We start from the raw sequence: 26,560 nt of genomic DNA on the forward strand, positions 1-26,560 counted from the left end.
GACCCATAAATGTCACGCCGAGGCGAACATGGACGGGATTGCGTTGAGGGGGATTTGGCGAAGGCTCAGTAATTCAAGACGCGGGCTTTGTAGGAGGCTGCATCGTATCGATGTCCCCTTCCAACGCCATTGGGCCCTCGAACTCTGTCTGCAGTAGTGCCAAAAACGCTTCCCGAGCTGGGTGTCGACCTGCGTTTTCATGCCAGTAAAACAGGTTGTCAATACTCGTCAGTTCCGGAAATTCATATCCTTGCCAACCCGCACTGTGGCGGTATTGCTCATAGATCCCACGAGGTACCAGCGAAACGCCGGCACCGGCACTGACACAGCCAACTATAGCGCCATAGCTTGCGATGCTGACAATCGGCAGCACTTGGTCATAGCGCAACAGCCACTGCTCCAGTGCCAACCGGTACGGACAGCCCGGGGGCCACATGAAAATTCCCTTCCCTTGCAAATCCGCCGCCTTGCGTAAAGGCCCATGGGACGCGGACGCGATGAGAATTAAATCTTCCTGGTACACCACTGCACGCTTGAGGCCGGGGCGTTCAATGTTCACCGCCACGATCACCCCATCAAGCCGGTGATGCTGAGTATCGTCCAGCAGTTGAGCCCAGGTGCCGGTGCTCAACTCCAGCGACACCTGCGGGTATAGCGCATGGTACTTGGCCAATAACCGGGGCAACCGTCCCGTAGCACTAGACTCAATGGCGCCAATGCGCAGTGGACCGCCAGGCGTATTGGTGGGCGCTACCGCGCGCCGGGCTTCATCAGCCAAACACAGGATTTTCGTCGCGTAATCAAGTAATACCTCCCCAGCAGGAGTGATCCGCAACCCTCGACCGTCGCGAAAAAACAGCGATGTGCCGAGCTCACGCTCCAGGGACTTGAGGCGTGCGGTGATATTGGACGGCACGCAGTGCAGCAACTCGGCGGCGCGCGCGATGCTGCCGAAGTCGTGAACCGTCTTGAACATGCGCAGTTGGGACAATTCCATAGCTCACCCAGAGTGAATGCTTTGGTCAGTTTAAGTCACTTGTAGTGAGGCTGTGTGTTTTTGATACTTCAACCGGCGCACGTTGCAGGGACGCTCTCGCGCCTTCATTTCCCCGACGAACAGGAGTTCTCATGGAGTTATCTCAGCGCAAAATCCAATGCCTCGCCGAAAGCGTGTTCACCCATAAAGCCTTGAATAACACGTTCTACCAACGATGGATGGGAGGCACCCTCTCCCTCGGCAACGTTGAGGTGTTCGCCCGAAACTATCTGGCCCGCACCACGCTGACCTCTCGTATGGTCGCCCTGTCATTTCTGGGCGCTGACGACCTGCATGCTCAGGTCGAAATCGTCAAAAACCTGTACTCCAAAATGGGCTATGGCAACCCGAAAAACGCCCACCTCGCCCTGCTGGAAAGTTATCTGATCGACCTTCTCAGCCGTCTCGCTGATCGGCCGTACAGCATGGACGAACTCACAGCTTTACCTGTGCTGAAAAGCACCCGCACGTTCATCCACGAACAGTTGAGTTTGTACGCCGACGGTGGCCGCTACAACAATCCGCGCCATGTGCTCGGCACATTGTTGGCTCAGGAGTGGCTGGCCTATTCGATGCTCACCCGTTTGTACGAAGGAGCACGCAACTATAAGCACCTGTATGCCAATAACGACGACTTTCATGAACACTGCGAGTATTTCTACATCCACATCGGGGATGCGGAAAAAGAACACAAAATCCAGGCCGTGAAAGCCGCCACCCAGGAATGCACCACTGACCAGCACATAGAAGAAGTCCGCGCTTCGTTCAACCGCTTCCTGGACATCACTGAGCAATACTGGAACGGAATAGCTTGTGCCATGCCCGGCGTGCAAAGTCGTGTTGCTTCCAAGATGACGATTTGATGAATACAAGGCCCAGCTTAAAAATCACGTTGGCGGCGATCTTTGTCATTCTTTGCTGGGCCTTTTCCCCCATTGGAATCCACATCGGACTAAAGGCTTACGAGCCCGGTCATCTCGCACTGATGCGATTTCTCATCGCCTCAACGTTCATGGCCGGAGTCGCATCAGTGATGCGTATTTCCCTGCCACGCCTGAAAGACCTGCCGCTGCTGGCGGTGCTGGGATTTTTTGCTGTCAGCCTGCATCACATAGCCCTCAACTACGGCCAACGAGGTGTTAGCGCTGGGGCCGCCAGCGTACTGGCACAATCCACTCCGCTGTTCAGCACGTTATTGGCGCATTTCGCGTTCAAGGATCGGGTCAACGGCTGGCAATGGATCTGTGTGCTATGCGGCCTACTCGGCGCCGCAGTGGTAGTCACCGGGGACCGTGGTTTTGGTGAGCTTGACGCGCATGGGCTGCTGATCCTGCTGGCGGCGCTTTCATGGAGTCTGTATTTCGCCTTGCAAAAACACCATTCACATCGTTACGACGGGCTGACGATGGTGTGTTACACCATCTGGTCGGGCACGGTACTGCTGCTTGTATACGTACCTGGGTTGTGGAGCGAAGTGCAAAATGCCTCAACCTCGGTCAACCTGGCGGTACTCATTCTGGGCATCTTCCCCAGTGCCCTTGCGTACCTCGCCTGGGCATACGTACTGGCGCACAGCAATGTGAGCCGCGCCTCCATTTCGCTTTACCTGATACCGCCCACAGCCATGTTGATGGCCTCACTGGTTCTGAGCGAACGCCCTTCGGCCATGGTCATCGTCGGAACGGTCATTGTGCTGATGAGCGTACTCGCCCTCAATCTGGAACCATCGAAAGTCGCGGTTCCTGCCGACGAAGTTTGAACAGCGGTCGTGACCACCTATGAATGACGCAGAAAATCCGACGTTGGCCTACGAGCACCATGTGCTGATTTGCACCAACTTGCGCCCCGATGGCCGCCGTAGTTGCTCGGGCTCAGGTGCTCATGAACTGCTCAGTGCAGCAAAACGCAAACTCGCCAAAATGGGTGAGCCAGGAACATCGCGCGCCAACGCATCGGGCTGCCTGGGCCGCTGCGACCACGGCCCGGTTATGGTGATTTACCCAGCTAACCTGTGGTTTTCGTGCAAGACACCGCAACAGGTTGAACGCATTCTCGATCAACACCTCTTCCGTCCCGATCAGCAATTGTGACCCAAGGGGCCTCAGCAGGAATCCGCGTCATGACTTGGACAGATGAAGACATGCGCATCGCACAATGGATGCTGGCCGAATACCGTAAACAAGACTACCTGCCGCAAGCTGTCGCCGTACGGGAGATCCGTCTGATGTTCGGCGAAGCTCATGTGTACCAAAATCGCCACGGCAACTGGGCCGTGAACAAGCCAATTCTCGAAGCCTTTAAAGCACTGACTGCTGAGTTCGTGGTATGGAGCCGAAGCTTTCAACTATGGAGGCCAAGAACCGCACAAGATCCGGTCGACATACGCGTGAGCCGCTGAAAAGCTATCCTGACGGATACCATGCGGCGGGATTCATGACCTCGCGTAGTATCTGAGTGCAAATCACTCTGTTCAGGTGTTGCCGGGGTTGAAGGACTAATGGCACCTTGGCAAAAAATGAAACATCGGAAAGCGAAGTACACAATTTCGGAAGCGCCCCACAGCAGGAATTAGAATTTCGCGCTAGGGTCAGTGCCCCGAACATCCCAAGGAAGAATGAACCATGACTAAAAAGGCCGTTATCGTTTTCAGCGGTGGGCAAGACTCAACAACCTGCTTGATCCATGCACTGACTATTTACGATGAAATACACTGCATTACGTTTGATTATGGCCAGCGCCATCGTGCGGAAATTGAAGTGGCGCAACAGCTCTCAAAAAAGCTTGGCGTGACGGTGCACAAAGTACTGGACGTTTCATTGCTGAATGAACTGGCCATCAGCAGCTTAACCCGGGACAACATTCCAGTCCCGACCACAGACAGTTCCGGGGACGGTCTGCCAAGCACGTTCGTACCCGGCAGGAATATTCTGTTTTTAACCTTGGCTTCTATTTATGCGTATCAAGTGGGCGCTGAAACTGTAATTACAGGTGTTTGTGAAACTGATTTTTCTGGCTACCCGGATTGCCGGGATGCATTTGTAAAGGCTTTGAATAACGCCATCGAATTGGGCATGGACTATAAGTTGCGCATTGAAACGCCGCTTATGTGGTTGAACAAGGCTGAAACCTGGGCTTTGGCCGATTACCACAACCAGCTGGACTTGATTCGCTACCACACGCTGTCTTGCTACAACGGATTACAGGGTAGTGGCTGCGCTAACTGTGATGCTTGTAATCTTCGTGCAAAAGGATTGAATGAGTTTTTGGAAAATAAAACAGAGGTCATGAACAGTTTAAAAGACAAACTAGAATTAGAATTAGAATAGCTAACCCATTGCTGATCGATACAGAAGCACCGCTGGACGTATTGCACGACACCGCGGCCTACCGCATCCGCACGGCGACTCAACTGCTGGAGTATTTCGCGTTCAGTGAGGGCATTCACAGTGAGCTGGCGCGGGTGCTGGTGACGTCATTGCGCGATGGCTGCGATTTGCTGGATGTCGTCGGGCGACGATTACAGGCGCAGATTTCGGCGTAAAAAAACAGGCGATCCCAGTGGGATCGCCTGTTTTTTATACGACAAAGAGCGCCTTTCGACTGGATGCCAGTCAGTTAAGCTTGTCATCGCCCTGTATCTGCTACGTCACCTCAACCTTACGCGTCAGCAACTCGACAAACGCCTTGGCCCTCGGCGACTTCTGGTCCTTGCGCTGCACCAGCCACACGGCTGACATCGCCAATGGATCGAGCAAGGGCCGGTAGACCACGCCGTCGATGCGCATCCTCTGATACGACGCTGGCAACACCGACACCCCGAGCCCCGCCGCCACCAGGCCGATGATGGTCATGGCCTCGCCGGCTTCCTGGGTGAAGTGCGGGCTGAAGCCGGCGTCGCGCGCCAGGCTCAGCAGTTGCGCGTATAGACCGCTGCCGTAGCTGCGTGGGAAGAACACGAAAGGCTCGTGGGCCAGCGCTGACAGAAACAGTCCTTCCTCGCTGCCCACCACCAACGGATCCTTGGAGCTGAGCACCGCCACCAAGGGCTCACGACTCAACTCGACCACCTCCAGCGAATCCGGCAGTGGCAATGGCCGCATGATTCCGACCTGAATCGACTCGTCCACCAGCGCCTCGGCGACCTGGGTGCTGCTCATTTCCCGAAGGTTCAGATGCACGGCCGGGAAGCGCTGGCGAAACGAGAAGATCGCCTGCGGGATCGTCGAGTTGAACGGCGCCGATGAGGTGAAGCCGATCTTCAGTTCCCCCAGCTCGCCGAGTTGGGCTCGACGGGCGACGTCGGCGGCTTTGTCGACTTGGGCCAGCACCAGCCGAGCCTCTTCGAGGAACAATCGACCGGCTTCACTGAGCTCGACCCGACGATTGGTACGCTCGAACAACCGTGCGCCGACTTCCTGTTCCAGCACCTGAATCTGTTGACTCAGGGGCGGTTGAGAGATGCCCAGCACCTGTGCGGCGCGGCCGAAGTGCAGTTCTTCGGCGACGGCGATGAAGTAGCGCAGATGGCGCAATTCCATGAAAACCCCATTAGGTCGTTAAACCTATCAAACAGGTCGAACAATATATTGGATAGAAACATTAGCCAGCTATATGATTTTTCCATTGCCTGCCTAGCCGTGCTCTCCCGAGGTCCCCCGTGAAAACTGCTGTCGACCCGCTCGCCCATGAATTGCCGCCGACTGCGCTGGACGATGTGGTCGCGCAACTGAATGACGTGTACATCGAAAAAAGCACGCCGATGTTCATGCGCACGGTGCTGGCGCTGTTCTCCGGCGGCTTTGCGACCTTCGCCCTACTCTACTGCGTGCAGCCGATGATGCCGCTGTTTTCCCGTGAGTTTTCGATCAACGCGGCGCAGAGCAGCCTGATCCTGTCGGTGGCCACCGGGATGCTCGCCATCGGCTTGCTGATCACCGGCCCGATCTCCGACCGTATTGGCCGCAAACCGGTGATGGTTGCAGCGCTGTTTGCGGCAGCGTTGTGCACGATTGCCAGTGCGATGATGCCGAGCTGGCAGGGCGTACTGGTGATGCGTGCACTGGTCGGACTGTCCCTCAGCGGACTGGCGGCGGTGGCCATGACGTACTTGAGCGAAGAGATTCATCCACAGCACATCGGCCTGGCGATGGGGCTGTACATCGGTGGCAACGCGATTGGCGGGATGTGCGGTCGACTGATCGTCGGCGTGTTGATTGACTTCGTTAACTGGCACACCGCGATGCTGATCATCGGTGGACTGGCGCTGATTGCCGCGACAGTGTTCTGGAAAATCCTCCCCGAGTCGCGCAACTTCCGCTCCCGCTCGATGCATCCGCGCAGCTTGCTCGACGGCTTCACCATGCACTTTCGCGACGCCGGGCTGCCGTGGTTGTTCCTCGAAGCGTTCGTGCTGATGGGTGCGTTCGTCACGTTGTTCAACTACATCGGCTATCGCCTGCTGGCCGAGCCGTATCACATGGATCAGGCCTTCGTTGGCTTGCTCTCGGTGGTCTACCTGTCGGGCATCTACAGCTCGGCGAAAATCGGTGCATTGGCCGACAAGCTTGGCCGGCGCAAAGTCCTGTGGGCAACCATCATGCTGATGCTCGCAGGCCTTGCGCTGACCCTGTTCACGCCATTGGCGCTAGTGATCATCGGCATGCTGATCTTCACCTTCGGCTTCTTCGCCGCGCACTCGGTGGCCAGCAGCTGGATCGGCCGCCGCGCGACCAAAGCCAAGGGTCAGGCCTCGTCGCTTTATCTGTTCAGCTACTACGCCGGGTCAAGTATCGCCGGCACGGTGGGCGGGGTGTTCTGGCACCTGGGCGGCTGGAACGGCATCGGCCTGTTCATCGGCGGATTGCTGGTGATTGCGCTGCTGGTGGCGTTGAAACTGGCCCGCTTGCCATTGCTGCCAAACAACCAACCGGTGTGAGGCCAGCACGTCAGGAACCCTGCACCACCACCTGCGCCTCCAGTGCTTGACCTTGCTTGTCCAGTGTCAGTGATTGCAAGGTCGCCCCGTCCTGTTCGGTTCGGTGCAGCCAGGCCAGTAACGCCCGCGCATCACCGCGCAGCGTCAGGCGCAGAAGATCGCCTTGCACCTCCAGCTGTTGCAGGTCGAGGCCGTCGGCGATCGCGCGCTCACTGAGTTGCGTGGACAGGGGCGCAGTCCCTTCGGCTCGAGCACTGGGGGCTTGAGCGCGAGCGACCTCCCCGGCCTGCACCAGCCGCTGCTGGTATAAGCGCTCGGCCACTGCCAGCCGCTGCTGGGACGGCTGCCACAACCCGACGAACGCCAGAACGGCAATGAGCGTTACCACCAGGGCGCTCAGCGCCTGTCGGTCGCGCAGCGCCAGACGGCTCCAGGTCTGCGTCACGATGACCGGCAGGTTCGGTGTGTTGAATTTCATGGTTGATTCTCCAATGTCAGCAGCGCCTGGACCCGATCCTGTGTCTTGCTCGCGCTGCCCAGCCTGATCGGCAATCCACTGCTCTGGCCGCGCTCGCGCAGCTGTTCGAGTTCCGCAAAACTGCCTGCCGTGAGTTGCAGTTTCCAACCGTCGCCGACACGGTATTCGATGCGTTGTACTTCAACACTGCTTGCACCGATCACCTGCTCGGTCAACTTCAGCCAGCGGGCAATCTGCGTATCCTGTGCGCTGATGCGGGTTTGTTTTTGCAACGCCTTGAGTTGCGCAGAAAGATCAACGATACGAGTCTGCTGCGGATACAACGCCCTGAATTGTTGTTCGCTGCGAACAGATAGCTGCTGAGCCTGATCCTCGAAAAAACCGCTGCGCGCCTGCGTGAAACCCCATGCCAGGGTGAACAACAGTGCGACCGAGATCAGCCCCGTCGCCCAGGGAAAATGTTGGCGAGACCGACGAAACTCACCGTGCAGCAGATTGATCTGAGGTCCCGCACCGGCTCGACCATGCAGCGCTTGATATCCGTCGTCCAGCCAGCACATGGACTCAGGCAGGCGTGGTTCGAGTGTCGCCAGTCCGTCAACCGACACCGCGAGGCGAGCCTCCAGTGCGCCGCCAAGAAGCCAGCGCCCCAACCACCAGACACCATAGGCCTGATTGTTCGGCAGGCGGTCGGCATCGACCTGCACGGTGCTGACCGAAATCCCCAGTTCAGCCACCAGCGTCAGCAACGCTGCAAAGCGTTTTTTGTTGACCCACAGCACCGGGTAGCACCCTGACGAATCCCGCGAACCGATGCTCAGGTGCAGCGTCTCAAGGTCTTCGCTCAGTTGATCTTCGATGGCGAACGCAATGGCCTGAGCGTCGGGGCGACGTCGCGAGGGCCATTTTTCGCTGCGTAACCAGCCACACATTTCCATTGGCAATACCAGATGGACAGCCTGCCCTGATAACTGTTTGGCCGCATCGGCGAGTGAGAGGGCCGACCGCTCACTCGATGCCGACACCAGGCAACAGGGCCATTGCGTGGAAGGTTTCACCAACCCTTCGGCGGTGAGGTAAAGCCAGGTGCTCATGGCGAAGACTCGCTTGTCAGTGGGGTCAGGAACCGTCGTTGCACGACGTTCACCTGTCGGGTTTGGGAGTCGATTTCCACTTCGCTGACCAGTTGCAAACGGCTTTGCCCGAAGGCCACGTCCACCGTGATCCGAAACCAGCGACTGCCCAGACCCAGGCCATGGCTGCCCAGTTCAAGCCCGGCGAGCAGAGGGTCTTCGACGAACGCCTGCACCGAGCGATACCCCTCGGCCGGACGCTGTTGCACCAACGCTCGGGCCGTTGCTTCGGTCATACCGTCGAGTGTCATCAGTTGCTGCGCCGACGCGGTATTGAGGTTCAGGCTGGCGTTCCTGGGCAGCAGGGCTACCATCGGCTGCAAACGCCGCAGCACCTCGCCGTCGACGCCCGGCCACATGCGTAATTGACTGAGGTCTGTCAGCCCGCCGAAGTGCGAGGTCGCGAGCCTTTCGAGTTCTGGATTGCGGATCTGCAGCAGGGCCAGCAGACGTATCCAACGCTGTTGCGTGAGCGGATCGATGTGCCCGCCGGCCAGCAGTACAGAAAGGTTGAAGCGCGCGGCCAGGTCTTCGACGCGGATGTGCAGCGTCCCGCCCTCGACCTCGAACGGCGGCTTAGCCTGCGCCCACGCTTGCGCCAGGTTGACGCTGCGGGACGCTTGCATCTCGGGGTGACGCAACCGCTGCAAGGCCCAGCGTTCACCGGAAAAACCCAGTTGGCGCAGCTGCACCTGATGCAGTTGTTGCGCGGTACTTTTGACCACCAGCCGATGGTTGCGCAGCATCCCGCCCGTCAGCAGCAGCGCCAGGCTCATGACCAACAACACACTGAGCAGCGCGACACCGCGTTGCCGACTCATGACGCGCTCCCGGGTAACAGCAAGACCCGGCGAATCGACTCGAAGCGCTCCGTTGAAAAGGTGATTTCCAAAGCCTTCGGCGCGGAGACTGACTTGCCGGTGCCGAGCGGTTTCTCGCTGCGCCAACCACTCAGGTCATAGAGCCGCCAACGCAATTCGCGCACCCCGGTGAGCAGTCTTTGCCGCTGCACCAACGGCTGTTCAGGGGGGTGGCTTTCACGCCACAACGTCCCCTTGTCGAGGCGATAAGTGACATTCTGCAACTCGCTACGCGGCTCATCCAACGGATTACGCCAGTTGCCGCGCTGCAACTGCAAAACGTTTTGCTGCAGCACCATGGGCTGCGCCGTCACCTGCAAGGCATCACGCTCGATCACGGCGACGGCGCGTTGCAACGCTCGCATGTCGCGCTCATGGGATGAGCTGCTGCGTTCAGCACGGACCACGCCATCGAACAGCCGCCAGCTGGCCAGGCTAATCAAGGCGAATATCGCCATGGCGATCACCAGTTCGAGCAAGGTGAAGCCATTCTGCTTATTCATCACGGGCGTCAATCCAACCCGTCGTTCGGTGTACGACCTGATCGCTGCCTGAACGGCTGACACTGAGTTCGACCTTCAGCAAACGCGAATCGGCCACCGGGCTGATGGTCTGGCTCAGGCTCCAGTCGCGTCGGTCGAAGTGTCGGCTCAGGTATTCGTGCCCTTGAGCCGGTGCAGTCCCCAGTTGCAATTCGCTCAAGTGGTTGTCAGCCAGCCAGGTCCCACACAACTGCTCCTCCAATCGAGCATTCTGCTTGAGGGCGTATTGACCGGCCGCCATCACTGCAGCCGCCAATGTCGCAAAGACCACCAGCGCGATCATGATTTCCAACAGGGTAAAGCCACGGTGTGTCTGGCGCGGGCGCGCAGGCTTTCGCTTTCTCTTACTCATCAAGGGCCGCCTCGTTCAAACCATCACTGGAGAGGCTGATCAACGACTGCTGATCCGCTTGCAGGTGCAAGGTGAACGCACTGCTTTCATCACTGCTGAGCAACACCAGATGCGGTTGGCCGGGACGCCCCGCAAGCGTCGACGCTTGACCGGATTGCTCCAGGCGTAGCTGCAAGCCTTCCGGTAAACGATAAGCGCGGCCCGCCGGGCGCCAGTCCTGGCCATAGAGACCCAGCACCTGATAACCCCCGGGCTCCAGCCGAAGGCCATACTCGCGCCCCTCGAGCACGGCCTGCTCACGTAGCGCCTGCAACAGCTGGATCAAACCGTTGGCCTCCTGCCGGGCCAGACGTGCCGGGTGATTGCCGATGGCCAGACCCGCCATGCCCAGCAGCACACCGATCAGCACCATGACCACCATCAACTCCAATAGAGTGAAACCCCGGCACGCCTGACGCATCGGTCAATCTCCCCAGTTGCCGATGTCTGTTCCATAGCCTTCGCCACCGGACACACCATCAGCACCGAAGGAATAAAGGTCATAGCCGCCATCGGTCGAATTCACGCCAGGATTGAGGTACTGATACGGCGTTCCCCAGGGGTCCACCGGCAGGCTTTTGAGATAACCCTGCGGACTCCAGTTTTTCGGCACCGGTGCGCCCAGCGGCCGTTTGACCAACGCTTCCAGCCCTTGTTGGGTGGAGGGGTAGCTGAAGTTGTCGAGGCGGTACATTTCAAGGCTGGTGGAGATCGCCAGAATGTCGGTGCGGGCCGCGGTGACCTTGGCCTGATCGGGCCGGCTCATGAACTGCGGTACGACGATGGCGCCAAGCACGCCGATGATGACCACTACCACCATGATTTCGATCAAGGTAAAGCCACGCTGATGCTTGGCTGAAATGTTACGGACAGGATTCATCGATCAACTCACCAGTTGGTTCAGGCTAAGAATGGGTAAAAGAATGGCCATGACGATCAGCAGCACGACACCGCCCATCAGCACCAGCATGACCGGTTCGAACAGACTCACGACCAGCGCGATGCGCGCTGCCAGGGTCTTTTCCTGCTGCTCGGCGGCCCGCGCCAGCATGCTGTCGAGTTCACCGGCACGCTCGCCACTGGCAATCAGGTGCAACATCATTGGTGGTATATCGCCGCCCTGCTCCAGGCCATGAGTCAGGGTGCCGCCCTCGCGTACCGAGCGCGCAACGTCGCGCATACGCCTGCGAATCGTCAGGTTGCCAATCACGGCTGCAGCAATTTCCAGGGCATCGACCAACGGCACCGCGCTCTTGCCGAGGATCGCCAGGGTGCTGGCAAAACGCGCCGCCTCCATGGCCCGCACCACCCCGCTCAGCAACGGCAAGCGCAGCACCAGTGCGTGCCAGCGCACTCGCAGGGGTGGCTGGAGCAAGGCCCAGCGTCCCAGTAATGCCAATACCGACAACAGCCCCGACAGGATCAGGCCATGACTGCGCAGACTGTCACTGATCAGGATCATGCCCCGGGTCAACAGCGGTAAAGGTTGACCGCTGTCGACGAAAATCTTCACCACATCAGGCACCACATAGCCGAGCAGGAAACCGACGATGGCCAATGAAGCGAACATCAGGATCATCGGGTACACCAGCGCCAGCTGAATCCGCTGGCGCGATGTCTGACGGGCCTCTGTGTACGCCGCCAACTGTTCAAGCACATGACCCAGATGCCCGGAGCGCTCGCCCGCTGCGATGGTGGCGCGAAACAGTTCGGGGAACGCACGGGGAAATCCACCCAGCGCCGCCGCCAGTGCATAACCTTCCATCACCCGCGCTCGCACCGCTGAGAGCAAGGCGTTGACCTTGCGCTTTTCGCTCTGTGCCGCAACGGCTCGCAAGGCCTCTTCGAGGGGCAGACCGGCCTGAATCAGCGTGGATAACTGCAACGTCAGCAGCGCCAGTTCGCCGGAACTCAGCTTTATGGCATTCGCAAAAATCCCACCCCGAGCCCCCTGAAACTTCGCCTCGTCGACATGACTGGGTAACAAACCTCGCTCACGCAACAGTTGCCGGGCATGCCGTGGGCTATCGGCCTCCAGCACACCTCGGGACTGACGGCCACTGCGGTCCTGGGCACGGTATTCGAATCCCGGCACCGGCTAGTCCTCCTGGCTGACGCGCAGCAATTCATCGAGACTGGTGACACCCTCAAGCACCAGCCGCTGACCATCCTGAAACAGGCTACGCGACAGCGTCCGTGCCTCGTCCGCCAACGCCTGTTCACTGGCGCCCTGATGAACCAGCGCGGACAGCGTCGGAGTTATGCTGATCAACTCGTACATGCCGACCCGCCCCCGGTAGCCCTGTTGGCATCGGGCGCATCCGTTGGCCTTGAATAGCTGCACAGTATGGTCGCCGGCAACGCCCAGGCTGTGGCAGTCGACAGCATCCGCTTCATAGGCTTGCTTGCAGTGTGGACAGAGGGTTCGCAACAAGCGCTGGGCGAGTACACCGATCAGCGACGACGCCAACAAGTAGGCGTCGACGCCCATGTCCAGCAACCGGGTGACCGCACCGACCGCGCTGTTGGTGTGCAAGGTCGATAACACCAGGTGCCCGGTCAACGACGCCTGCACGGCAATTTCGGCGGTTTCCCGATCCCGGATTTCACCGACCATCACCACATCCGGGTCCTGCCGCAGAATCGCCCGCAGGCCTCGGGCGAACGTCATTTCGACCTTTGGATTGACCGGCGTCTGGCCAATCCCCGGCAAGTGATACTCGATCGGATCCTCCACCGTGAGGATATTGCGCGTCTGGTCGTTGAGACTGGCCAGCGCCGCATACAGGCTGGTGGTCTTGCCGGAGCCGGTGGGGCCGGTCACCAGGAAAATCCCGTGGGGCCTGCCAAGAATCCGCTGAAAGCGCGCCAGGGTGTCGGGCGGCATGCCCAGGCGCTGCAAGTCGAGGCGTCCGGCTTGCTTGTCGAGCAGTCGCAACACCACTCGCTCGCCGTGAGCCGACGGCAGAGTCGAGACCCGCACATCCACCTCATGCCCGGCCAGGCGCAGCGCAATGCGACCGTCCTGCGGCACGCGCTTCTCAGCGATATCGAGGCGAGCCATGACCTTGATCCGTGACACCAGCAAATTGGCCAACTCACGCCGGGGTCTGAGCACTTCACGCAATTGCCCATCCACCCGCATGCGCACCAACAGGTACTGCTCGAAGGTTTCCAGGTGAACATCCGAGGCTTTCTCGCGCACCGCTTCACTGAGCAACGCATTGATCAGCCGGATGATCGGCGCATCACCTTCCTGTTCGAGCAGGTCGGCGGTCTGCGGCAATTGATCGGCCAGGCTCAACAGATCGAGCTCTTCGTCCAGCCCCTGGGCGACCTGTTCGGCGGCGCTCTGACCTACGCCGTAAGCGCTCGCCAGCCGTGTCGCGAACGTCGCAGGCTCAAGGACCTGAACAGGCAGATCTCGCCCCGTCACACGCCGAACTTCCGCCAGGGTGGTCAGCGGCGTATCGCTGCGGATCGACAGGCTCAACGCCTCGCCCGAACCTTCCAGCAACACCCCTAAACGCCGGGCGAAACCGAATGGCAGCTGTTCGCTGTACCCCGTCAGACTCGTCATGGGGCGCGGCGCTCACGAGACTCGTCGAACAGCTGATGCGGATCATCGGGCAGTAACAACGAATGGTTCTGTCGAGCCGTCGGCTGACTCAGATCCCGCAGGGCCTTGTAGCGGTCCTCGCTGATTTCGGCGATATCCTGTCGGGTGCGCACGATGGTCGGGCGCAGAAACACCATCAGGTTGCTTTTGGTCTGAGTGTCTTTCGTCCAACGAAACAGCGCGCCGAGATAAGGAATGCTGCGCAACAACGGTACCCCGCTTTCCTGGGTCCGAACGCTGTCCTTGATGAGACCGCCGATGACGATGATCTCGCCATCATTGGCGAGGATCGTGCTCTTGAGGGCGCGCTTGTTGGTAATCAGGTCGGAAGAGTCCACGCCAGACACCGAAGGCGCGATGTCGGAGATCTCCTGTTCGACCTCCAGGCGCAGGATCGAACCTTCGTTGATGTGCGGGCGGATCTTCAGGCTGATCCCGACATCCTTGCGCTCAACCGTGGTGAAGGGGTTGTCTGCGCCACTGCTGTTGGTGGCATAGGAGCCGGTCTTGAACGGTACGTTCTGGCCGACGATGATTTCCGCTTCCTGGTTGTCCAGGGTCAGCAGGCTCGGCGTCGACAGCAGGTTGCTGCGGCTGTTGCTGGCCAGAGCTGAAATCAGTGCGCCAAAATTGCCGCCACCGAGCCGCAGGAGCGAGCCTTCCGGGGCTGGATTCTTGTCGTCGAAATTGAACCCATCGAGCACCGGAACCCCGCTGCCGGGGAAGTTGATGATCCCTTTCGCATCACCACTGTCCAGCCCCCATTGCACACCGAGCGCTTCGACGATGTCGCCGGAAATCTCCACGATGGCGGCGTGAATCAGTACCTGGGCACGCGGTTGATCAAGCTCGCGAACGATGTTCTCCAGGGTTCGCAATTGCGCCGGATCAGCAAATATCACCAATGCATTCTGGCGCTCGTCGGCCTTTACCATTACCGGCGTGGCCGACATCGGCTCTTTTGAACCGCTGCCACCTGACGGTGCCTTGAACCCCTGCCCCAGCGCATCCAACACCTCGGCCAGTTGCTTGGCATCGCTGTGGTGCAAACGAATCACCCGGGCATTATCCAGTTTGCTTGTCGCCGGAATGTCCAGTGAACCGGCCAGTTGGACCAGGCGTTCGCGCGCTGCCGCCGGCCCGACAACCACCAGGCGATTGACCCGGGGGTCGGCAATCACCAGGCTCCCGGCCTCGGCTCCCGACTTGCCCAGTGACGCTTCCATCACCTTGGCGATATCCGCCGCCAGGCCATGGCGTAGCGTCACGATGGTATGAGCATTTTTCGTCCCGGAATCGAGTTGGCGTACCACTTGCCCAATCCGCCGGACATTGCTCGCCGTGTCGGTGACCACCAGCGCATTGGCCGAGACGGACGGGCCGACATAACCGTTGGTCGACACCAGTGGCCGCACCAGTCCGGCCAGATCGGCAGCTGAGCTTGCGCCGAGTGCAATCACTTCGGTCACGAACTGCCCATCGCGAGACGTTCGCGAATCCCCCTGACTGGCGCGGGTCTTGGCCTCCGCCACGGGCGTGATCAGTATTCGGTCGCCCTGATCGATCACCGTGAAGTTATGGGCATCGAGCACCGAATAAAACAGCCGTCGGACGCCCTCGCGATCCAGCGCTTGCCTGGACATCACCGTGATTCGCCCTTGAACCCTGGGGTCGAGGATCACTGTCGAACCCAAAATCGACGATATCTCATCAATGATGTCCCGCAGCTCAGCATTGTTCATCGCCAGTTGCCAGCGCTGTTCCTCGGCGGCTACCCAACCCGGGAACAGCAGGACTGTAATGGCCAGGGCGCGCAGCAGTGCACCAGAGGTGCCAAAACAATTCGAGCGGTTCATTCAATGACTCTGTGGTGAATCGGCGGTTGGCCGAAGGTGAATAAGAGCAGGCACAGGGACGGATCCGCCGTCTGTAGGCTTGATTGTCAACAAGGTGCGTTCGGTAGTGGGTTGCAGGGCCAGCAACTCCTCGCGACCTTTGCGCCACAGCACCACCCTGGACACTTCAACCCGCCGCAGTACGCTGCCTCCCGGCAAGCTGTCGCCAACCTGATACAGACGTTCACCATCAGCCCCCGCCAGCAACGCCCGCGAAAGCCCGGTGCTGGAGACAAAACTGGCGCGTAAGGTCAGCGCTTCAGCACTGCGCACCACTTCCGTTTGCGCGGCCAGCCCCATCACCGTAGCGATCGCGTCAGGGTTGAACTCGGGCATCGGCTGCGTATCCGGTGGCAGCGGTACCGGCCGTTCAGATTGCACAAGCAGCTCATCGCGCAACGTCTGTTCGTTGGCGAACAAGTAAACGCCATACCCCAGCGGCAATACCCACAGGACGGCCCCAAGCAGCGTTGGCCAGCGTGTGGACACTGCCGTTAATAAAGACATCAGCGTCAATGACCTGCCCATTCAACGGTGAAACCACATGTTTACAAGCACACGGCGTCCCGATACTTCATGTTTGATGACAGCGGTAATGTGCAAGGCAATCATCACCGCCAGTGCAATACACGCCCAAACATGAACATTCATAAATACTGAAGTCCAGTAAGGGTCCTCCAAAGGCTGGGGAATAGATAAAAAATCGAAAACATTAATGCCACGATCCATCATTAATATGCCCGTCACCAGCACCACACTAACGACCAGATATATAAGCCCATGCACACATGACGCCAGCGCTTCGATGAATGTCCTCTGTTTCGTAGTATCAGAACGACGTCGACGCAAAGAAAGATAGAGCCTTAAAGCAAAAAATGGCAAAAACGCTGTTGTCAGTGACACATTAACAAATGCTACCCACTCCTTGACCGATACTGCCACCTCAAACAGTGACACATAAAAACCACTGACAAGTGCCCAGACAATAATGACAGCTGAAAGCCAATGCAGAAATTTCTGCACCCCCGTATACGATGAAGTTTTCATTCAAGCAACATCACTCAATAACATCGATAACACATAAGTGAACCCACCACTCCAGGCAATCAAGCATCAGGATTGCCCGGAGCAGTGTCAGATCAACTTACTTCTGGTCCCAGGCCATCGCCCAGTCACTGCCGTAACCCGGCTCGAAACCATTCGCCGTAGGGCTGTATTGCTTGCAATAGCCCGAATGAGGGAATGGCTTGCACTCATAAACCAAACCGTTTTTGGGCTGAAGCACCCTGGTCCCTGCGGTGTAATCACCGACATTATTCGGGAACTCGAAATCGTACTCTTGCGCACCGCCCTCACCGGTGAGTTCGGTTTCTTCGAAAGCCTGGCGAGTGGTGCGGCCGTCTTCCGTGGTACCGACCAGTTTCACGCCATGCTTGCCTGGCGCGGAACGCACATCAACATTCAGCACAGTGTTGCTTTGTGCAGCCACCTGCTGTCGGGTGAAGCCCACCTGCTTGTTGTTGTCATCGAAAATGGTCGCTTCGATGGTCATCGTTCGATTGTTGATTACCGGGACCGCGACTTTGCCAACGCCCTTCACCAGTTCGTGTTCTGGAGCCAGACCACCGAATTCCATGCGGGCATCGGTGTCCTCCTGCATGTCCAGTGCTACTTCATAACGGGTGACGCCACTTTCTTTCTGGGCGTACAGCTTGTTCACGCCTTTGACCGGCTCGATATTGTCGTGCTCATCGCGAATGCCGGCCTTGATCAACGTCTGGGTCTTGTTGATCTGCTCGGCCAGCGTGAACGACCAGTTTTCCGGTTTGCCTGCTTCAACGCTGTCGATGGTGATCCCGACGCTGTACTGCGGGCTTTCACCACTGTTGGTAAACGCACGCGCCTTGACCTTGTCGCCAGGCAGCAACGTCGTCGCAGGCGTAATCGTGCCTACAGCGTTCCAGCCACCTGGCAACGCGGCCTCGGCAAGAATGTTGACATCAACGACGTTGTGGAACGCCGCGTCGGTATCACCGACAGTCCATATACCGAGAATCACATGGTGGCCAGTCTTGTCTTCCGGAATCATGCAAGCGTGCTTGTCCCCGGAGACCGGCGGAACATTACCGCCGTCGACAAAACAAAACGGCGTGCTGTCGAAAGAGGCACGCGTGAGCGGCTGATTCGGATTCCAGCCATTTTGGGTAATGAAGTACTGAAATTTGGTCGCGGGGTGAGCGGCAGTGAATGTCCAATCGAAATCGAGAAAACGGTCCTTGATTTCAATCAAATGCCAACGAGTGGCGGATTGAGCATCGACTGCGGAATACAGTGCAATACCGCCACTGGCAATCTTGCCGTCAATCGGGCCCTGACCCGGAGCACCACCCATACCGTTTGGAAAGCCCTTGAAGGTTTCACCCACGCTTTGTGGCTCGTATTGCGCACCACCACAGTCTTTGTTCAAACCCTTCTGGCAAAGAAAGGCACGGGAGGGAGGCTCGTTCAAGTAACCGTGAGCAGCAACATTGTGTGAAGCCAACAGGGCCGCCAACAGCGTTAACGAAGAAGCACATCCTGCTAATGCACCTCCTTTAAAAACAGTCATTTTCATATTATTAATTCCAGAACGGTTATAAATACTTAATTACAGATACTGCCACCTGACAGCCACTGCAAAATTTATATCGCATCTTCGCAACTATTCACGCCTGCCAGCACTAACAACACACATCAATCCGAGCCACTATCACGACTCAGACCCAGAGTAAAAACAATCAAGTACGAACACTGACACAGCGATACGGACATGATTGCCTTCAGATAGGCCTCGCCATGCAGGATGACTAGTGCAATTGCGAAAAGCACTTTACCGCCAAGAACATTAACTCTATGTAGGATCAGTCCTTCGATTAAGAAGGAAACATCAGCAACCCAACTGATTCTGACAGAACAGGTAATATCGTCTTACATAACCCCGAATTATTCCTCAAGAATTCAGCACAAGGGCCTACTGCATGAAGGCAAACAGGTCAGACATATTGCTTGATGAAACACGTCAATATGACAGGCAAGGAGGTTTCAACAGCCGCAAGGCCATCAAAAAAGAAAGGGGGAGTCAATCGCAGAAACACAGCCTGCCTGGCGCTGTGGCCAGACAGGCTGTTACAGATTACTGGTGGTATTGCGCCGAAAGCTCATGCACCGCGCGCAGGAAGGCGCCGGCGTGTTCCGGGTCGACTTCCGGGGTGATGCCATGGCCGAGGTTGAACACGTGGCCGCTGCCTTTGCCGTAGCTGGCGAGAATGCGCCCGACTTCAGCGCGAATGGCTTCCGGTTTGGCGTAGAGCACGGTCGGGTCCATGTTGCCTTGCAGGGCGACTTTGCTGCCGACACGCTGGCGGGCTTCGCCGATGTCGCAGGTCCAGTCCAGACCCAGCGCATCAGCACCGGCGTCGGCAATGCTTTCCAGCCACAGGCCGCCGTTTTTGGTAAACAGGATGACCGGCACTTTGCGGCCTTCGTGCTCACGGATCAGACCGCTGACAATTTTGCGCATGTAGGCCAGGGAGAACTCCTGGTACGCCGCTGCCGAGAGGTTACCGCCCCAGGTGTCGAAGATCTGCACCGCTTGCGCGCCGGCCATGATCTGGCCGTTGAGGTAGGAGGTGACCGACTGCGCGAGTTTATCCAGCAGCAGGTGCATGGCTTGCGGGTTGTCGTAGAGCATGGCCTTGGTCTTGCGGAAGTCTTTCGACGAACCGCCTTCGACCATGTAGGTGGCCAGGGTCCATGGGCTGCCGGAGAAGCCGATCAACGGCACACGGCCGTTCAGCTCGCGGCGGATGGTGCTGACCGCGTCCATGACGTAACCGAGGTCTTTGTGTGGGTCAGGAATTGGCAGGGCTTCGACGTCGGCCAGGGTACTGACGACTTTCTTGAAGCGCGGACCTTCGCCGGTTTCGAAGTACAGGCCTTGGCCCATGGCATCGGGAATGGTCAGGATGTCGGAGAAGAGGATCGCCGCATCCAGCTGTGGATAGCGGTCGAGCGGCTGCATCGTGACTTCGCAAGCGAACTCCGGGTTCATGCACAGGCTCATGAAATCACCGGCCTTGGCACGGCTGGCGCGGTATTCAGGCAGGTAGCGACCGGCCTGACGCATCATCCACACGGGGGTGACGTCTACGGGTTGCTTGAGCAGGGCGCGAAGGAAACGGTCGTTCTTCAGGGCAGTCATGTCGGCATCCGGAAAAAAAGTGCGGGCATTTTCTCAGAGCGCGACGCAAAAGGCACGGCAAGCGCCGCACCTTTTGTCTATCGGGTCAATTTGTCGCGGGTTATAAACAGCCTTTTAAGCGTCGCGAGCGAAGGCTAGGCAAGGCGAAAACAGACGAGGAAGCGGAGTTGACAGCTGTCAATGAGCATTCCGAGTCTGTTTTCAACGCAGCATAGCCGAGCGTAGCAGCTTAAACGCCCAGGTAATCCAGGATCCCTTCGGCGGCGTTACGGCCTTCGAAGATCGCCGTCACCACCAGATCGGAACCGCGCACCATGTCGCCACCGGCGAAGATTTTCGGGTTGCTGGTCTGGTGCTTGTACTGGCCTTGTTCCGGGGCCACAACGCGGCCCTGGCTGTCGGTCTGGATGCTGAACTGCTCGAACCACGACGCAGGGCTTGGACGGAAACCGAAGGCGATGACCACGGCGTCGGCCGGGATGATCTCTTCGGAACCCGGGATCGGCTCGGGGCTGCGACGGCCACGGGCGTCCGGCTCGCCGAGACGGGTCTCGACCACCTTCACACCTTCGACCTTGTCTTCACCGACAATAGCGATTGGCTGACGGTTGTAGAGGAATTTCACGCCTTCTTCCTTGGCGTTCTTCACCTCTTTGCGCGAGCCAGGCATGTTCGCTTCGTCACGGCGATAGGCACAGGTCACCGACTTGGCGCCCTGACGGATCGACGTACGGTTGCAGTCCATCGCCGTGTCACCACCGCCCAGTACCACGACCTTCTTGCCCTTCATGTCGACGAAATCTTCCGGCGACTTTTCAAAGCCCAGGTTGCGGTTGACGTTGGCAATCAGGAAGTCCAGCGCGTCATAGACGCCCGGCAGGTCCTCACCGGCAAAGCCGCCCTTCATGTAGGTGTAGGTGCCCATGCCCATGAACACGGCATCGTATTCTTCGAGCAGTTGCTCGATGCTCACGTCCTTGCCGATTTCGGTGTTCAGGCGGAACTCGATGCCCATGCCGGTGAAGACTTCGCGGCGATTGCTCAGCACGGTCTTTTCCAGCTTGAACTCGGGGATGCCGAAGGTCAGCAGACCGCCAATTTCCGGGTTCTTGTCGAACACCACCGGGGTCACGCCACCGCGTACCAGCACGTCGGCACAACCCAGGCCAGCAGGACCTGCGCCGATCACCGCGACACGTTTGCCGGTCGGCTTGACCTTGGACATGTCCGGGCGCCAGCCCATGGCGAACGCAGTGTCGGTGATGTACTTCTCGACCGAACCGATGGTCACCGCGCCGAAGCCGTCGTTAAGGGTGCACGCACCCTCGCACAGACGGTCCTGCGGGCACACGCGGCCGCAAACTTCCGGCAGGGTGTTGGTCTGGTGCGACAGTTCGGCGGCGGCGAGGATGTTGCCCTCGGCCACCAGTTTCAGCCAATTGGGAATGAAGTTGTGCACCGGGCACTTCCATTCGCAATACGGGTTACCGCAACCCAGGCAGCGGTGGGCCTGGTCGGCCGACTGCTGGGGTTTGAAGGGCTCGTAGATTTCCACGAACTCTTTCTTGCGTTGACGCAACAGTTTCTTCTTCGGATCCTTGCGCCCGACCTCGATGAACTGGAAGTCATTATTCAGACGTTCAGCCATTGTTAAAACCTCATCAAACTCTTCAGGCGCATATCACTGCGGGTTGGCACGGGTGCTGGAAAGCAGCGATTTCAAGTTGGCAGCCTTTGGCTTGACCAACCAGAACCGACGCAAGTAGTCATCGAGGTTCTCAGCGAGGTTACGACCCCACTCGCTGTCGGTTTCCTCGACGTATTCGTTCAGCACGCGTTGCAGGTGGCTGCGATAGGCTTCCATCGCCTCACCGCTGATCCGCTGGATTTCCACCAGTTCGTGGTTGACCCGGTCAACGAAGGTGTTGTCCTGGTCGAGCACGTAGGCGAAACCACCGGTCATGCCTGAGCCGAAGTTGTAACCGGTCTTGCCCAGTACGCAGACGAAACCACCGGTCATGTACTCGCAGCAGTGATCGCCAGTGCCTTCCACCACGGTGTGAGCACCGGAGTTACGCACCGCGAAGCGCTCGCCCGCGGTACCGGCGGCGAACAGCTTGCCGCCTGTGGCGCCGTACAGGCAGGTGTTGCCGATAATGGCGCTGTCCTGAGTCTTGTAGACGCTGCCTTTTGGCGGAACGATGACCAGTTTGCCGCCGGTCATGCCTTTGCCGACATAGTCGTTGGCATCGCCTTCGAGGTACATGTTCAGGCCGCCGGCGTTCCACACACCAAAGCTCTGACCGGCCGTCCCTTTGAAGCGGAAGGTGATCGGCGCATTGGCCATGCCCTGGTTGCCGTGTTTGCGCGCGATTTCACCGGAGATCCGCGCGCCGATCGAACGGTCGCAGTTGCAGATATCCAGAGCGAAGTCGGCGCCGCTCAGGTCGTTGATCGCCGAAGTGGCCATCTCGACCATCTTCTCGGCCAGCAGGCCTTTGTCGAACGGCGGGTTGCGGTCTACCTGACAGAACTGTGGTTTGTCTGCCGGGATGTGATCGCTGCCGAGCAACGGCGTCAGATCCAGGTGTTGCTGCTTGGCGGTCTGACCTTCGAGGATGTCCAGCAGATCGGTACGACCGATCAACTCTTCGAGGGAGCGCACGCCCAGCTTCGCCAGCCACTCACGGGTTTCTTCAGCGACGTAGGTGAAGAAATTCACCACCATGTCGACCGTACCGATGTAGTGGTCCTTGCGCAGTTTTTCGTTCTGAGTCGCTACGCCGGTGGCGCAGTTGTTCAGGTGGCAGATGCGCAGGTATTTGCAGCCCAGGGCGATCATTGGTGCGGTGCCGAAGCCGAAGCTTTCAGCGCCAAGAATCGCCGCCTTGATCACGTCGAGGCCGGTTTTCAGGCCGCCGTCAGTTTGCACCCGAACCTTGCCGCGCAAGTCGTTGCCGCGCAGGGTCTGGTGGGTTTCAGCCAGGCCGAGTTCCCACGGTGCGCCCGCGTACTTGATCGAGGTCAGCGGCGATGCGCCAGTGCCGCCGTCGTAACCGGAAATGGTGATCAGGTCGGCATAGGCCTTGGCCACGCCAGCGGCGATGGTGCCTACGCCCGCTTCTGCGACCAGCTTCACCGAGACCAGGGCCTTCGGGTTGACTTGTTTCAGGTCGAAAATCAGCTGCGACAAGTCTTCGATCGAATAGATGTCGTGGTGCGGCGGTGGCGAAATCAGCGTCACGCCCGGCACTGCATAGCGCAGCTTGGCGATCAGACCGTTGACCTTGCCGCCTGGCAGCTGACCGCCTTCGCCGGGCTTGGCGCCCTGCGCGACCTTGATCTGCAGCACTTCAGCGTTGACCAGGTATTCCGGGGTTACCCCGAAACGGCCAGTCGCGACTTGCTTGATTTTCGAGCTCTTGATGGTGCCGTAGCGCGCCGGATCTTCGCCGCCTTCGCCGGAGTTGGAACGCGCACCGAGGCGGTTCATGGCTTCGGCCAGGGCTTCGTGAGCTTCCGGCGACAATGCGCCGAGGGAGATGCCGGCGGAGTCGAAGCGCTTGAGCACCGATTCCAGTGGTTCGATTTCGCTGATATCCAGCGGCGTCTCAAGGGTTTTGACCTTGAACAGGTCGCGGATCATCGACACCGGACGGTTGTCCACCAGCGCCGTGTATTCCTTGAACTTGCTGTAGTCGCCTTGCTGCACAGCGGCTTGCAGGGTGCTGACCACGTCCGGGTTGTACGCGTGATATTCGCCACCGTGGACGAACTTCAGCAAACCGCCCTGCTGGATTGGCTTGCGCGGGCTCCAGGCTTCGGCAGCCAAGGCCTTCTGCTCGGCTTCGATGTCGACGAAACGCGCACCCTTGATGCGGCTCGGCACACCACGGAAACTCAGATCGCAGACTTCCTGAGACAGACCGATGGCTTCGAACAACTGTGCGCCACGGTAGGACGTGATGGTCGAGATGCCCATCTTCGAGAGAATCTTGAGCAGGCCTTTGGTGATGCCTTTGCGGTAGTTCTTGAACACCTCGTAGAGGTCGCCCAGCACTTCACCGGTGCGGATCAGGTCGCCCAGCACTTCGTAAGCCAGGAACGGATAAACCGCAGAAGCGCCGAAGCCGATCAGCACCGCGAAGTGATGCGGATCGCGTGCGGTAGCGGTCTCGACCAGGATGTTGCTGTCGCAACGCAGGCCTTTTTCGGTCAGGCGATGGTGCACCGCGCCGGTGGCCAGGGAAGCGTGAACCGGCAGTTTGCCCGGGGCAATATGGCGGTCGCTCAGTACGATCTGGGTACGACCGGAACGCACGGCTTCTTCGGCCTGGTCGGCGATATTGCGCACTGCGGCTTCAAGGCCCAACGCCTCATCGTAGTTGAGGTCGATGATCTGGCGTTCGAAGCCGGGACGATCGAGGTTCATCAGCGAGCGCCACTTGGCCGGGGAAACGACCGGCGAGCTGAGAATTACGCGCGAAGCGTGTTCCGGCGACTCCTGGAAGATGTTGCGCTCGGCGCCGAGGCAGACTTCCAGCGACATGACGATGGCTTCACGCAGCGGGTCGATCGGCGGGTTGGTGACCTGCGCGAACTGCTGGCGGAAATAGTCATACGGCGTGCGCACACGCTGGGACAGCACTGCCATTGGCGTGTCGTCGCCCATCGAGCCAACGGCTTCGTAGCCTTGTTCGCCAAGCGGACGCAGCACCTGATCACGTTCTTCGAACGTAACCTGATACATCTTCATGTATTGCTTGAGCTGATCGACGTCGTAGAACGCCGAACCGTGGTCGTTGTCTTCCATGGTGGCCTGGATGCGCAGGGCATTCTTGCGCAACCATTGCTTGTACGGATGACGGGACTTCAAGCGGTTGTCGATGGCATCGGTGTCGAGGATCTGACCGGTTTCGGTGTCCACGGCAAAGATCTGACCAGGCCCGACGCGGCCCTTGGCGATCACGTCTTCAGGCTGGTAGTTCCAGACACCGATTTCCGAGGCCAGGGTGATGAAGCCGTTCTTGGTGGTGACCCAACGCGCCGGACGCAGACCGTTACGGTCGAGCAGGCACACCGCGTAACGACCGTCGGTCATTACCACGCCGGCCGGGCCGTCCCACGGTTCCATGTGCATCGAGTTGTATTCGTAAAATGCACGCAGATCCGGGTCCATGGTCTCGACGTTCTGCCACGCAGGCGGAATGATCATCCGCACGCCACGGAACAGGTCGATGCCGCCGGTGACCATCAGCTCCAGCATGTTGTCCATGCTCGAGGAGTCGGAACCCACGCGGTTGACCAGCGGGCCGAGCTCGTCCAGATCCATCAGATCGTTGGTGAACTTGGTGCGACGCGCCTGCGCCCAGTTACGGTTGCCGGTAATGGTGTTGATTTCACCGTTGTGCGCCAGAAAGCGGAACGGTTGAGCCAACGGCCATTTCGGCAGGGTGTTGGTGGAGAAGCGCTGGTGAAACACGCAGATTGCGGTTTGCAGGCGCTGGTCGCTGAGGTCTGGATAGAAGGCGGTCAGGTCCGCCGGCATCATCAGGCCTTTGTAAATGATGGTCTTGTGCGAAAAGCTGCAGACGTAGTGGTCGAGGTCGGCGGCGTTGGCCACGGACGAGCGACGACGGGACGTGAACAGCTTGATGGCCATGTCCTGATCGCTCAGGCCAGCACCGCCGATGAACACTTGTTCGATCTGCGGCAGGCGCTCGAGCGCCAGACGGCCGAGAACGCTGGTGTCGATCGGCACTTTGCGCCAACCCACCAGTTGCAGGCCGGCCGCCAGGATCTCGCGGTTCATGTTCTCGCGAGCCGCTTCGGCTTTTACCGGGTCCTGGTTGAAGAACACCATGCCCACGGCGTATTGCTTGGGCAATTCAATACCAAACGTTTCCTGGGCGATGGCGCGCAGGAACACGTCGGGCTTTTGCATCAGCAGACCGCAACCGTCGCCGGTTTTGCCGTCAGCGTTGATCCCACCGCGGTGGGTCATGCAGGTCAGGGCCTCAATGGCCGTTTGCAACAGGGTATGACTGGGTTCGCCCTGCATATGGGCTATCAGGCCGAAACCGCAGTTATCCTTGAACTCATCTGGTTGGTACAGACCTGCTTTCATAGACACTTTCTCACCAGGCTGCCTCTTATCGAGACAAATTTCTTTTCAATTCAGCCAGTTACCTTCCACGCCGAACGTACGCCAGCTTTGCGGGGGCAAAAGGGAGGTCATTGTACATACCGACACAAAAGCCCACAAATTTGACGACGAAATGTCGCAAATCCATGTCGCATTTATGAAAGTTTTAAAGCGATATGCTGTGCTAGTCAAAACATTTTTAATGTTGACCGCAACGACTCAAAGACTACTGTGACGCAGACACCACAAGGCACGCGGCCTGAAAGGCCAGCGCGCTCTTGCAGAA

At 58.7% G+C, this 26,560-nt stretch carries 25 protein-coding genes; 7 read left to right on the top strand and 18 right to left on the bottom strand.

Annotation, left to right across the window (positions count from 1 at the left end):
- Positions 1 to 73: 73 nt before the first annotated feature.
- A complete protein-coding gene (locus FPT12_RS12875; RefSeq protein WP_145016600.1) occupies positions 74 to 997 on the bottom strand; it encodes a LysR family transcriptional regulator in 924 nt (307 codons plus the stop codon).
- A 131-nt stretch (positions 998 to 1,128) separates the two neighbouring features.
- Between FPT12_RS12875 and FPT12_RS12880 the strand changes: the two genes are divergently transcribed.
- The 6 genes from FPT12_RS12880 (at position 1,129) to FPT12_RS12905 (ending at position 4,577) form a co-directional block, all read left to right on the top strand.
- Entirely contained in the window at positions 1,129 to 1,899 is a 771-nt protein-coding gene (locus FPT12_RS12880; protein ID WP_145016601.1) for an iron-containing redox enzyme family protein, read from the top strand.
- Positions 1,899 to 2,795 carry a DMT family transporter gene (locus FPT12_RS12885; protein ID WP_145016602.1) on the top strand — a complete coding sequence of 299 codons (897 nt, stop codon included), beginning with the start codon at positions 1,899 to 1,901 and terminating at the stop codon, positions 2,793 to 2,795. Before FPT12_RS12880 ends, FPT12_RS12885 begins: the two co-directional genes overlap by 1 nt.
- A gap of 19 nt (positions 2,796 to 2,814) precedes the next feature.
- Complete coding sequence (locus tag FPT12_RS12890; RefSeq protein WP_145016603.1) at positions 2,815 to 3,126, top strand: ferredoxin; 312 nt, start codon at positions 2,815 to 2,817, stop codon at positions 3,124 to 3,126.
- 29 nt (positions 3,127 to 3,155) lie between these two features.
- The gene (locus FPT12_RS12895; RefSeq protein ID WP_145016604.1) at positions 3,156 to 3,434 is read left to right on the top strand and encodes a hypothetical protein; all 279 of its coding nucleotides are present in this window, start codon (positions 3,156 to 3,158) and stop codon (positions 3,432 to 3,434) included.
- Between the two features lie 223 nt (positions 3,435 to 3,657).
- Positions 3,658 to 4,362, top strand: a complete 705-nt coding sequence (gene queC, locus FPT12_RS12900) for a 7-cyano-7-deazaguanine synthase QueC (RefSeq protein ID WP_145016605.1) — start codon at positions 3,658 to 3,660, stop codon at positions 4,360 to 4,362.
- 8 nt (positions 4,363 to 4,370) lie between these two features.
- Positions 4,371 to 4,577 carry a hypothetical protein gene (locus tag FPT12_RS12905; protein WP_256676729.1) on the top strand — a complete coding sequence of 69 codons (207 nt, stop codon included), beginning with the start codon at positions 4,371 to 4,373 and terminating at the stop codon, positions 4,575 to 4,577.
- Positions 4,578 to 4,677: 100 nt separating this feature from the next.
- On the opposite strand, the gene FPT12_RS12910 is transcribed toward FPT12_RS12905, so the two are convergent.
- The gene (locus FPT12_RS12910; RefSeq protein ID WP_145016607.1) at positions 4,678 to 5,574 is read right to left on the bottom strand and encodes a LysR family transcriptional regulator; all 897 of its coding nucleotides are present in this window, start codon (positions 5,572 to 5,574) and stop codon (positions 4,678 to 4,680) included.
- A gap of 152 nt (positions 5,575 to 5,726) precedes the next feature.
- Here FPT12_RS12910 and FPT12_RS12915 point away from each other — a divergent pair, with 152 nt between their 5' ends.
- Positions 5,727 to 6,971 carry an MFS transporter gene (locus FPT12_RS12915; protein ID WP_371922551.1) on the top strand — a complete coding sequence of 415 codons (1,245 nt, stop codon included), beginning with the start codon at positions 5,727 to 5,729 and terminating at the stop codon, positions 6,969 to 6,971.
- 10 nt (positions 6,972 to 6,981) lie between these two features.
- Here FPT12_RS12915 and gspM read toward each other — a convergent pair whose 3' ends face one another.
- From gspM to gltB, 16 genes are all read right to left on the bottom strand, one after another.
- Entirely contained in the window at positions 6,982 to 7,449 is a 468-nt protein-coding gene (gene gspM / locus FPT12_RS12920; protein ID WP_145016609.1) for a type II secretion system protein GspM, read from the bottom strand.
- Complete coding sequence (gene gspL / locus FPT12_RS12925; RefSeq protein WP_145016610.1) at positions 7,446 to 8,543, bottom strand: type II secretion system protein GspL; 1,098 nt, start codon at positions 8,541 to 8,543, stop codon at positions 7,446 to 7,448. The genes gspM and gspL overlap by 4 nt, the downstream gene beginning before the upstream one ends.
- A complete protein-coding gene (locus FPT12_RS12930) occupies positions 8,540 to 9,403 on the bottom strand; it encodes a type II secretion system protein GspK (RefSeq protein ID WP_145016611.1) in 864 nt (287 codons plus the stop codon). Before FPT12_RS12930 ends, gspL begins: the two co-directional genes overlap by 4 nt.
- Complete coding sequence (locus tag FPT12_RS12935) at positions 9,400 to 9,945, bottom strand: type II secretion system protein GspJ (RefSeq protein ID WP_145016612.1); 546 nt, start codon at positions 9,943 to 9,945, stop codon at positions 9,400 to 9,402. The genes FPT12_RS12930 and FPT12_RS12935 overlap by 4 nt, the downstream gene beginning before the upstream one ends.
- Positions 9,938 to 10,336 (bottom strand): type II secretion system minor pseudopilin GspI, encoded by a 399-nt coding sequence (gene gspI / locus FPT12_RS12940; protein ID WP_145016613.1) that lies wholly within the window; start codon positions 10,334 to 10,336, stop codon positions 9,938 to 9,940. The genes FPT12_RS12935 and gspI overlap by 8 nt, the downstream gene beginning before the upstream one ends.
- On the bottom strand, positions 10,329 to 10,796 hold the full coding sequence (gene gspH, locus FPT12_RS12945; RefSeq protein ID WP_145016614.1) for a type II secretion system minor pseudopilin GspH: 468 nt from the start codon (positions 10,794 to 10,796) through the stop codon (positions 10,329 to 10,331). Before gspH ends, gspI begins: the two co-directional genes overlap by 8 nt.
- Positions 10,797 to 10,799: 3 nt before the next feature.
- Positions 10,800 to 11,255: a type II secretion system major pseudopilin GspG gene (gspG, locus tag FPT12_RS12950; protein ID WP_145016615.1), complete on the bottom strand. Its 456-nt coding sequence runs from the start codon at positions 11,253 to 11,255 to the stop codon at positions 10,800 to 10,802.
- Positions 11,256 to 11,258: 3 nt separating this feature from the next.
- Positions 11,259 to 12,470 carry a type II secretion system inner membrane protein GspF gene (gene gspF / locus FPT12_RS12955; protein ID WP_145016616.1) on the bottom strand — a complete coding sequence of 404 codons (1,212 nt, stop codon included), beginning with the start codon at positions 12,468 to 12,470 and terminating at the stop codon, positions 11,259 to 11,261.
- Positions 12,471 to 12,473: 3 nt separating this feature from the next.
- Positions 12,474 to 13,955 (bottom strand): type II secretion system ATPase GspE, encoded by a 1,482-nt coding sequence (gene gspE, locus FPT12_RS12960; RefSeq protein ID WP_145016617.1) that lies wholly within the window; start codon positions 13,953 to 13,955, stop codon positions 12,474 to 12,476.
- A complete protein-coding gene (gspD, locus tag FPT12_RS12965; protein WP_145016618.1) occupies positions 13,952 to 15,850 on the bottom strand; it encodes a type II secretion system secretin GspD in 1,899 nt (632 codons plus the stop codon). Before gspD ends, gspE begins: the two co-directional genes overlap by 4 nt.
- Positions 15,851 to 16,396 (bottom strand): type II secretion system protein N, encoded by a 546-nt coding sequence (locus tag FPT12_RS12970; protein ID WP_145016619.1) that lies wholly within the window; start codon positions 16,394 to 16,396, stop codon positions 15,851 to 15,853.
- Positions 16,397 to 16,417: 21 nt separating this feature from the next.
- A complete protein-coding gene (locus FPT12_RS12975) occupies positions 16,418 to 16,936 on the bottom strand; it encodes a cytochrome b (RefSeq protein ID WP_145016620.1) in 519 nt (172 codons plus the stop codon).
- Positions 16,937 to 17,033: 97 nt separating this feature from the next.
- On the bottom strand, positions 17,034 to 18,503 hold the full coding sequence (gene gbpA, locus FPT12_RS12980) for an N-acetylglucosamine-binding protein GbpA (protein WP_145016621.1): 1,470 nt from the start codon (positions 18,501 to 18,503) through the stop codon (positions 17,034 to 17,036).
- A 558-nt stretch (positions 18,504 to 19,061) separates the two neighbouring features.
- Positions 19,062 to 20,129: a uroporphyrinogen decarboxylase gene (hemE, locus tag FPT12_RS12985; protein WP_123423929.1), complete on the bottom strand. Its 1,068-nt coding sequence runs from the start codon at positions 20,127 to 20,129 to the stop codon at positions 19,062 to 19,064.
- A 229-nt stretch (positions 20,130 to 20,358) separates the two neighbouring features.
- Positions 20,359 to 21,777 (bottom strand): FAD-dependent oxidoreductase, encoded by a 1,419-nt coding sequence (locus FPT12_RS12990; RefSeq protein WP_054595236.1) that lies wholly within the window; start codon positions 21,775 to 21,777, stop codon positions 20,359 to 20,361.
- 33 nt (positions 21,778 to 21,810) lie between these two features.
- Positions 21,811 to 26,256 (bottom strand): glutamate synthase large subunit, encoded by a 4,446-nt coding sequence (gene gltB, locus FPT12_RS12995; RefSeq protein WP_145016622.1) that lies wholly within the window; start codon positions 26,254 to 26,256, stop codon positions 21,811 to 21,813.
- Positions 26,257 to 26,560 lie beyond the last annotated feature (304 nt).

Origin of the sequence: Pseudomonas sp. H3(2019) (assembly GCF_007713465.1) — a bacterium.
Taxonomy (GTDB): domain Bacteria; phylum Pseudomonadota; class Gammaproteobacteria; order Pseudomonadales; family Pseudomonadaceae; genus Aquipseudomonas.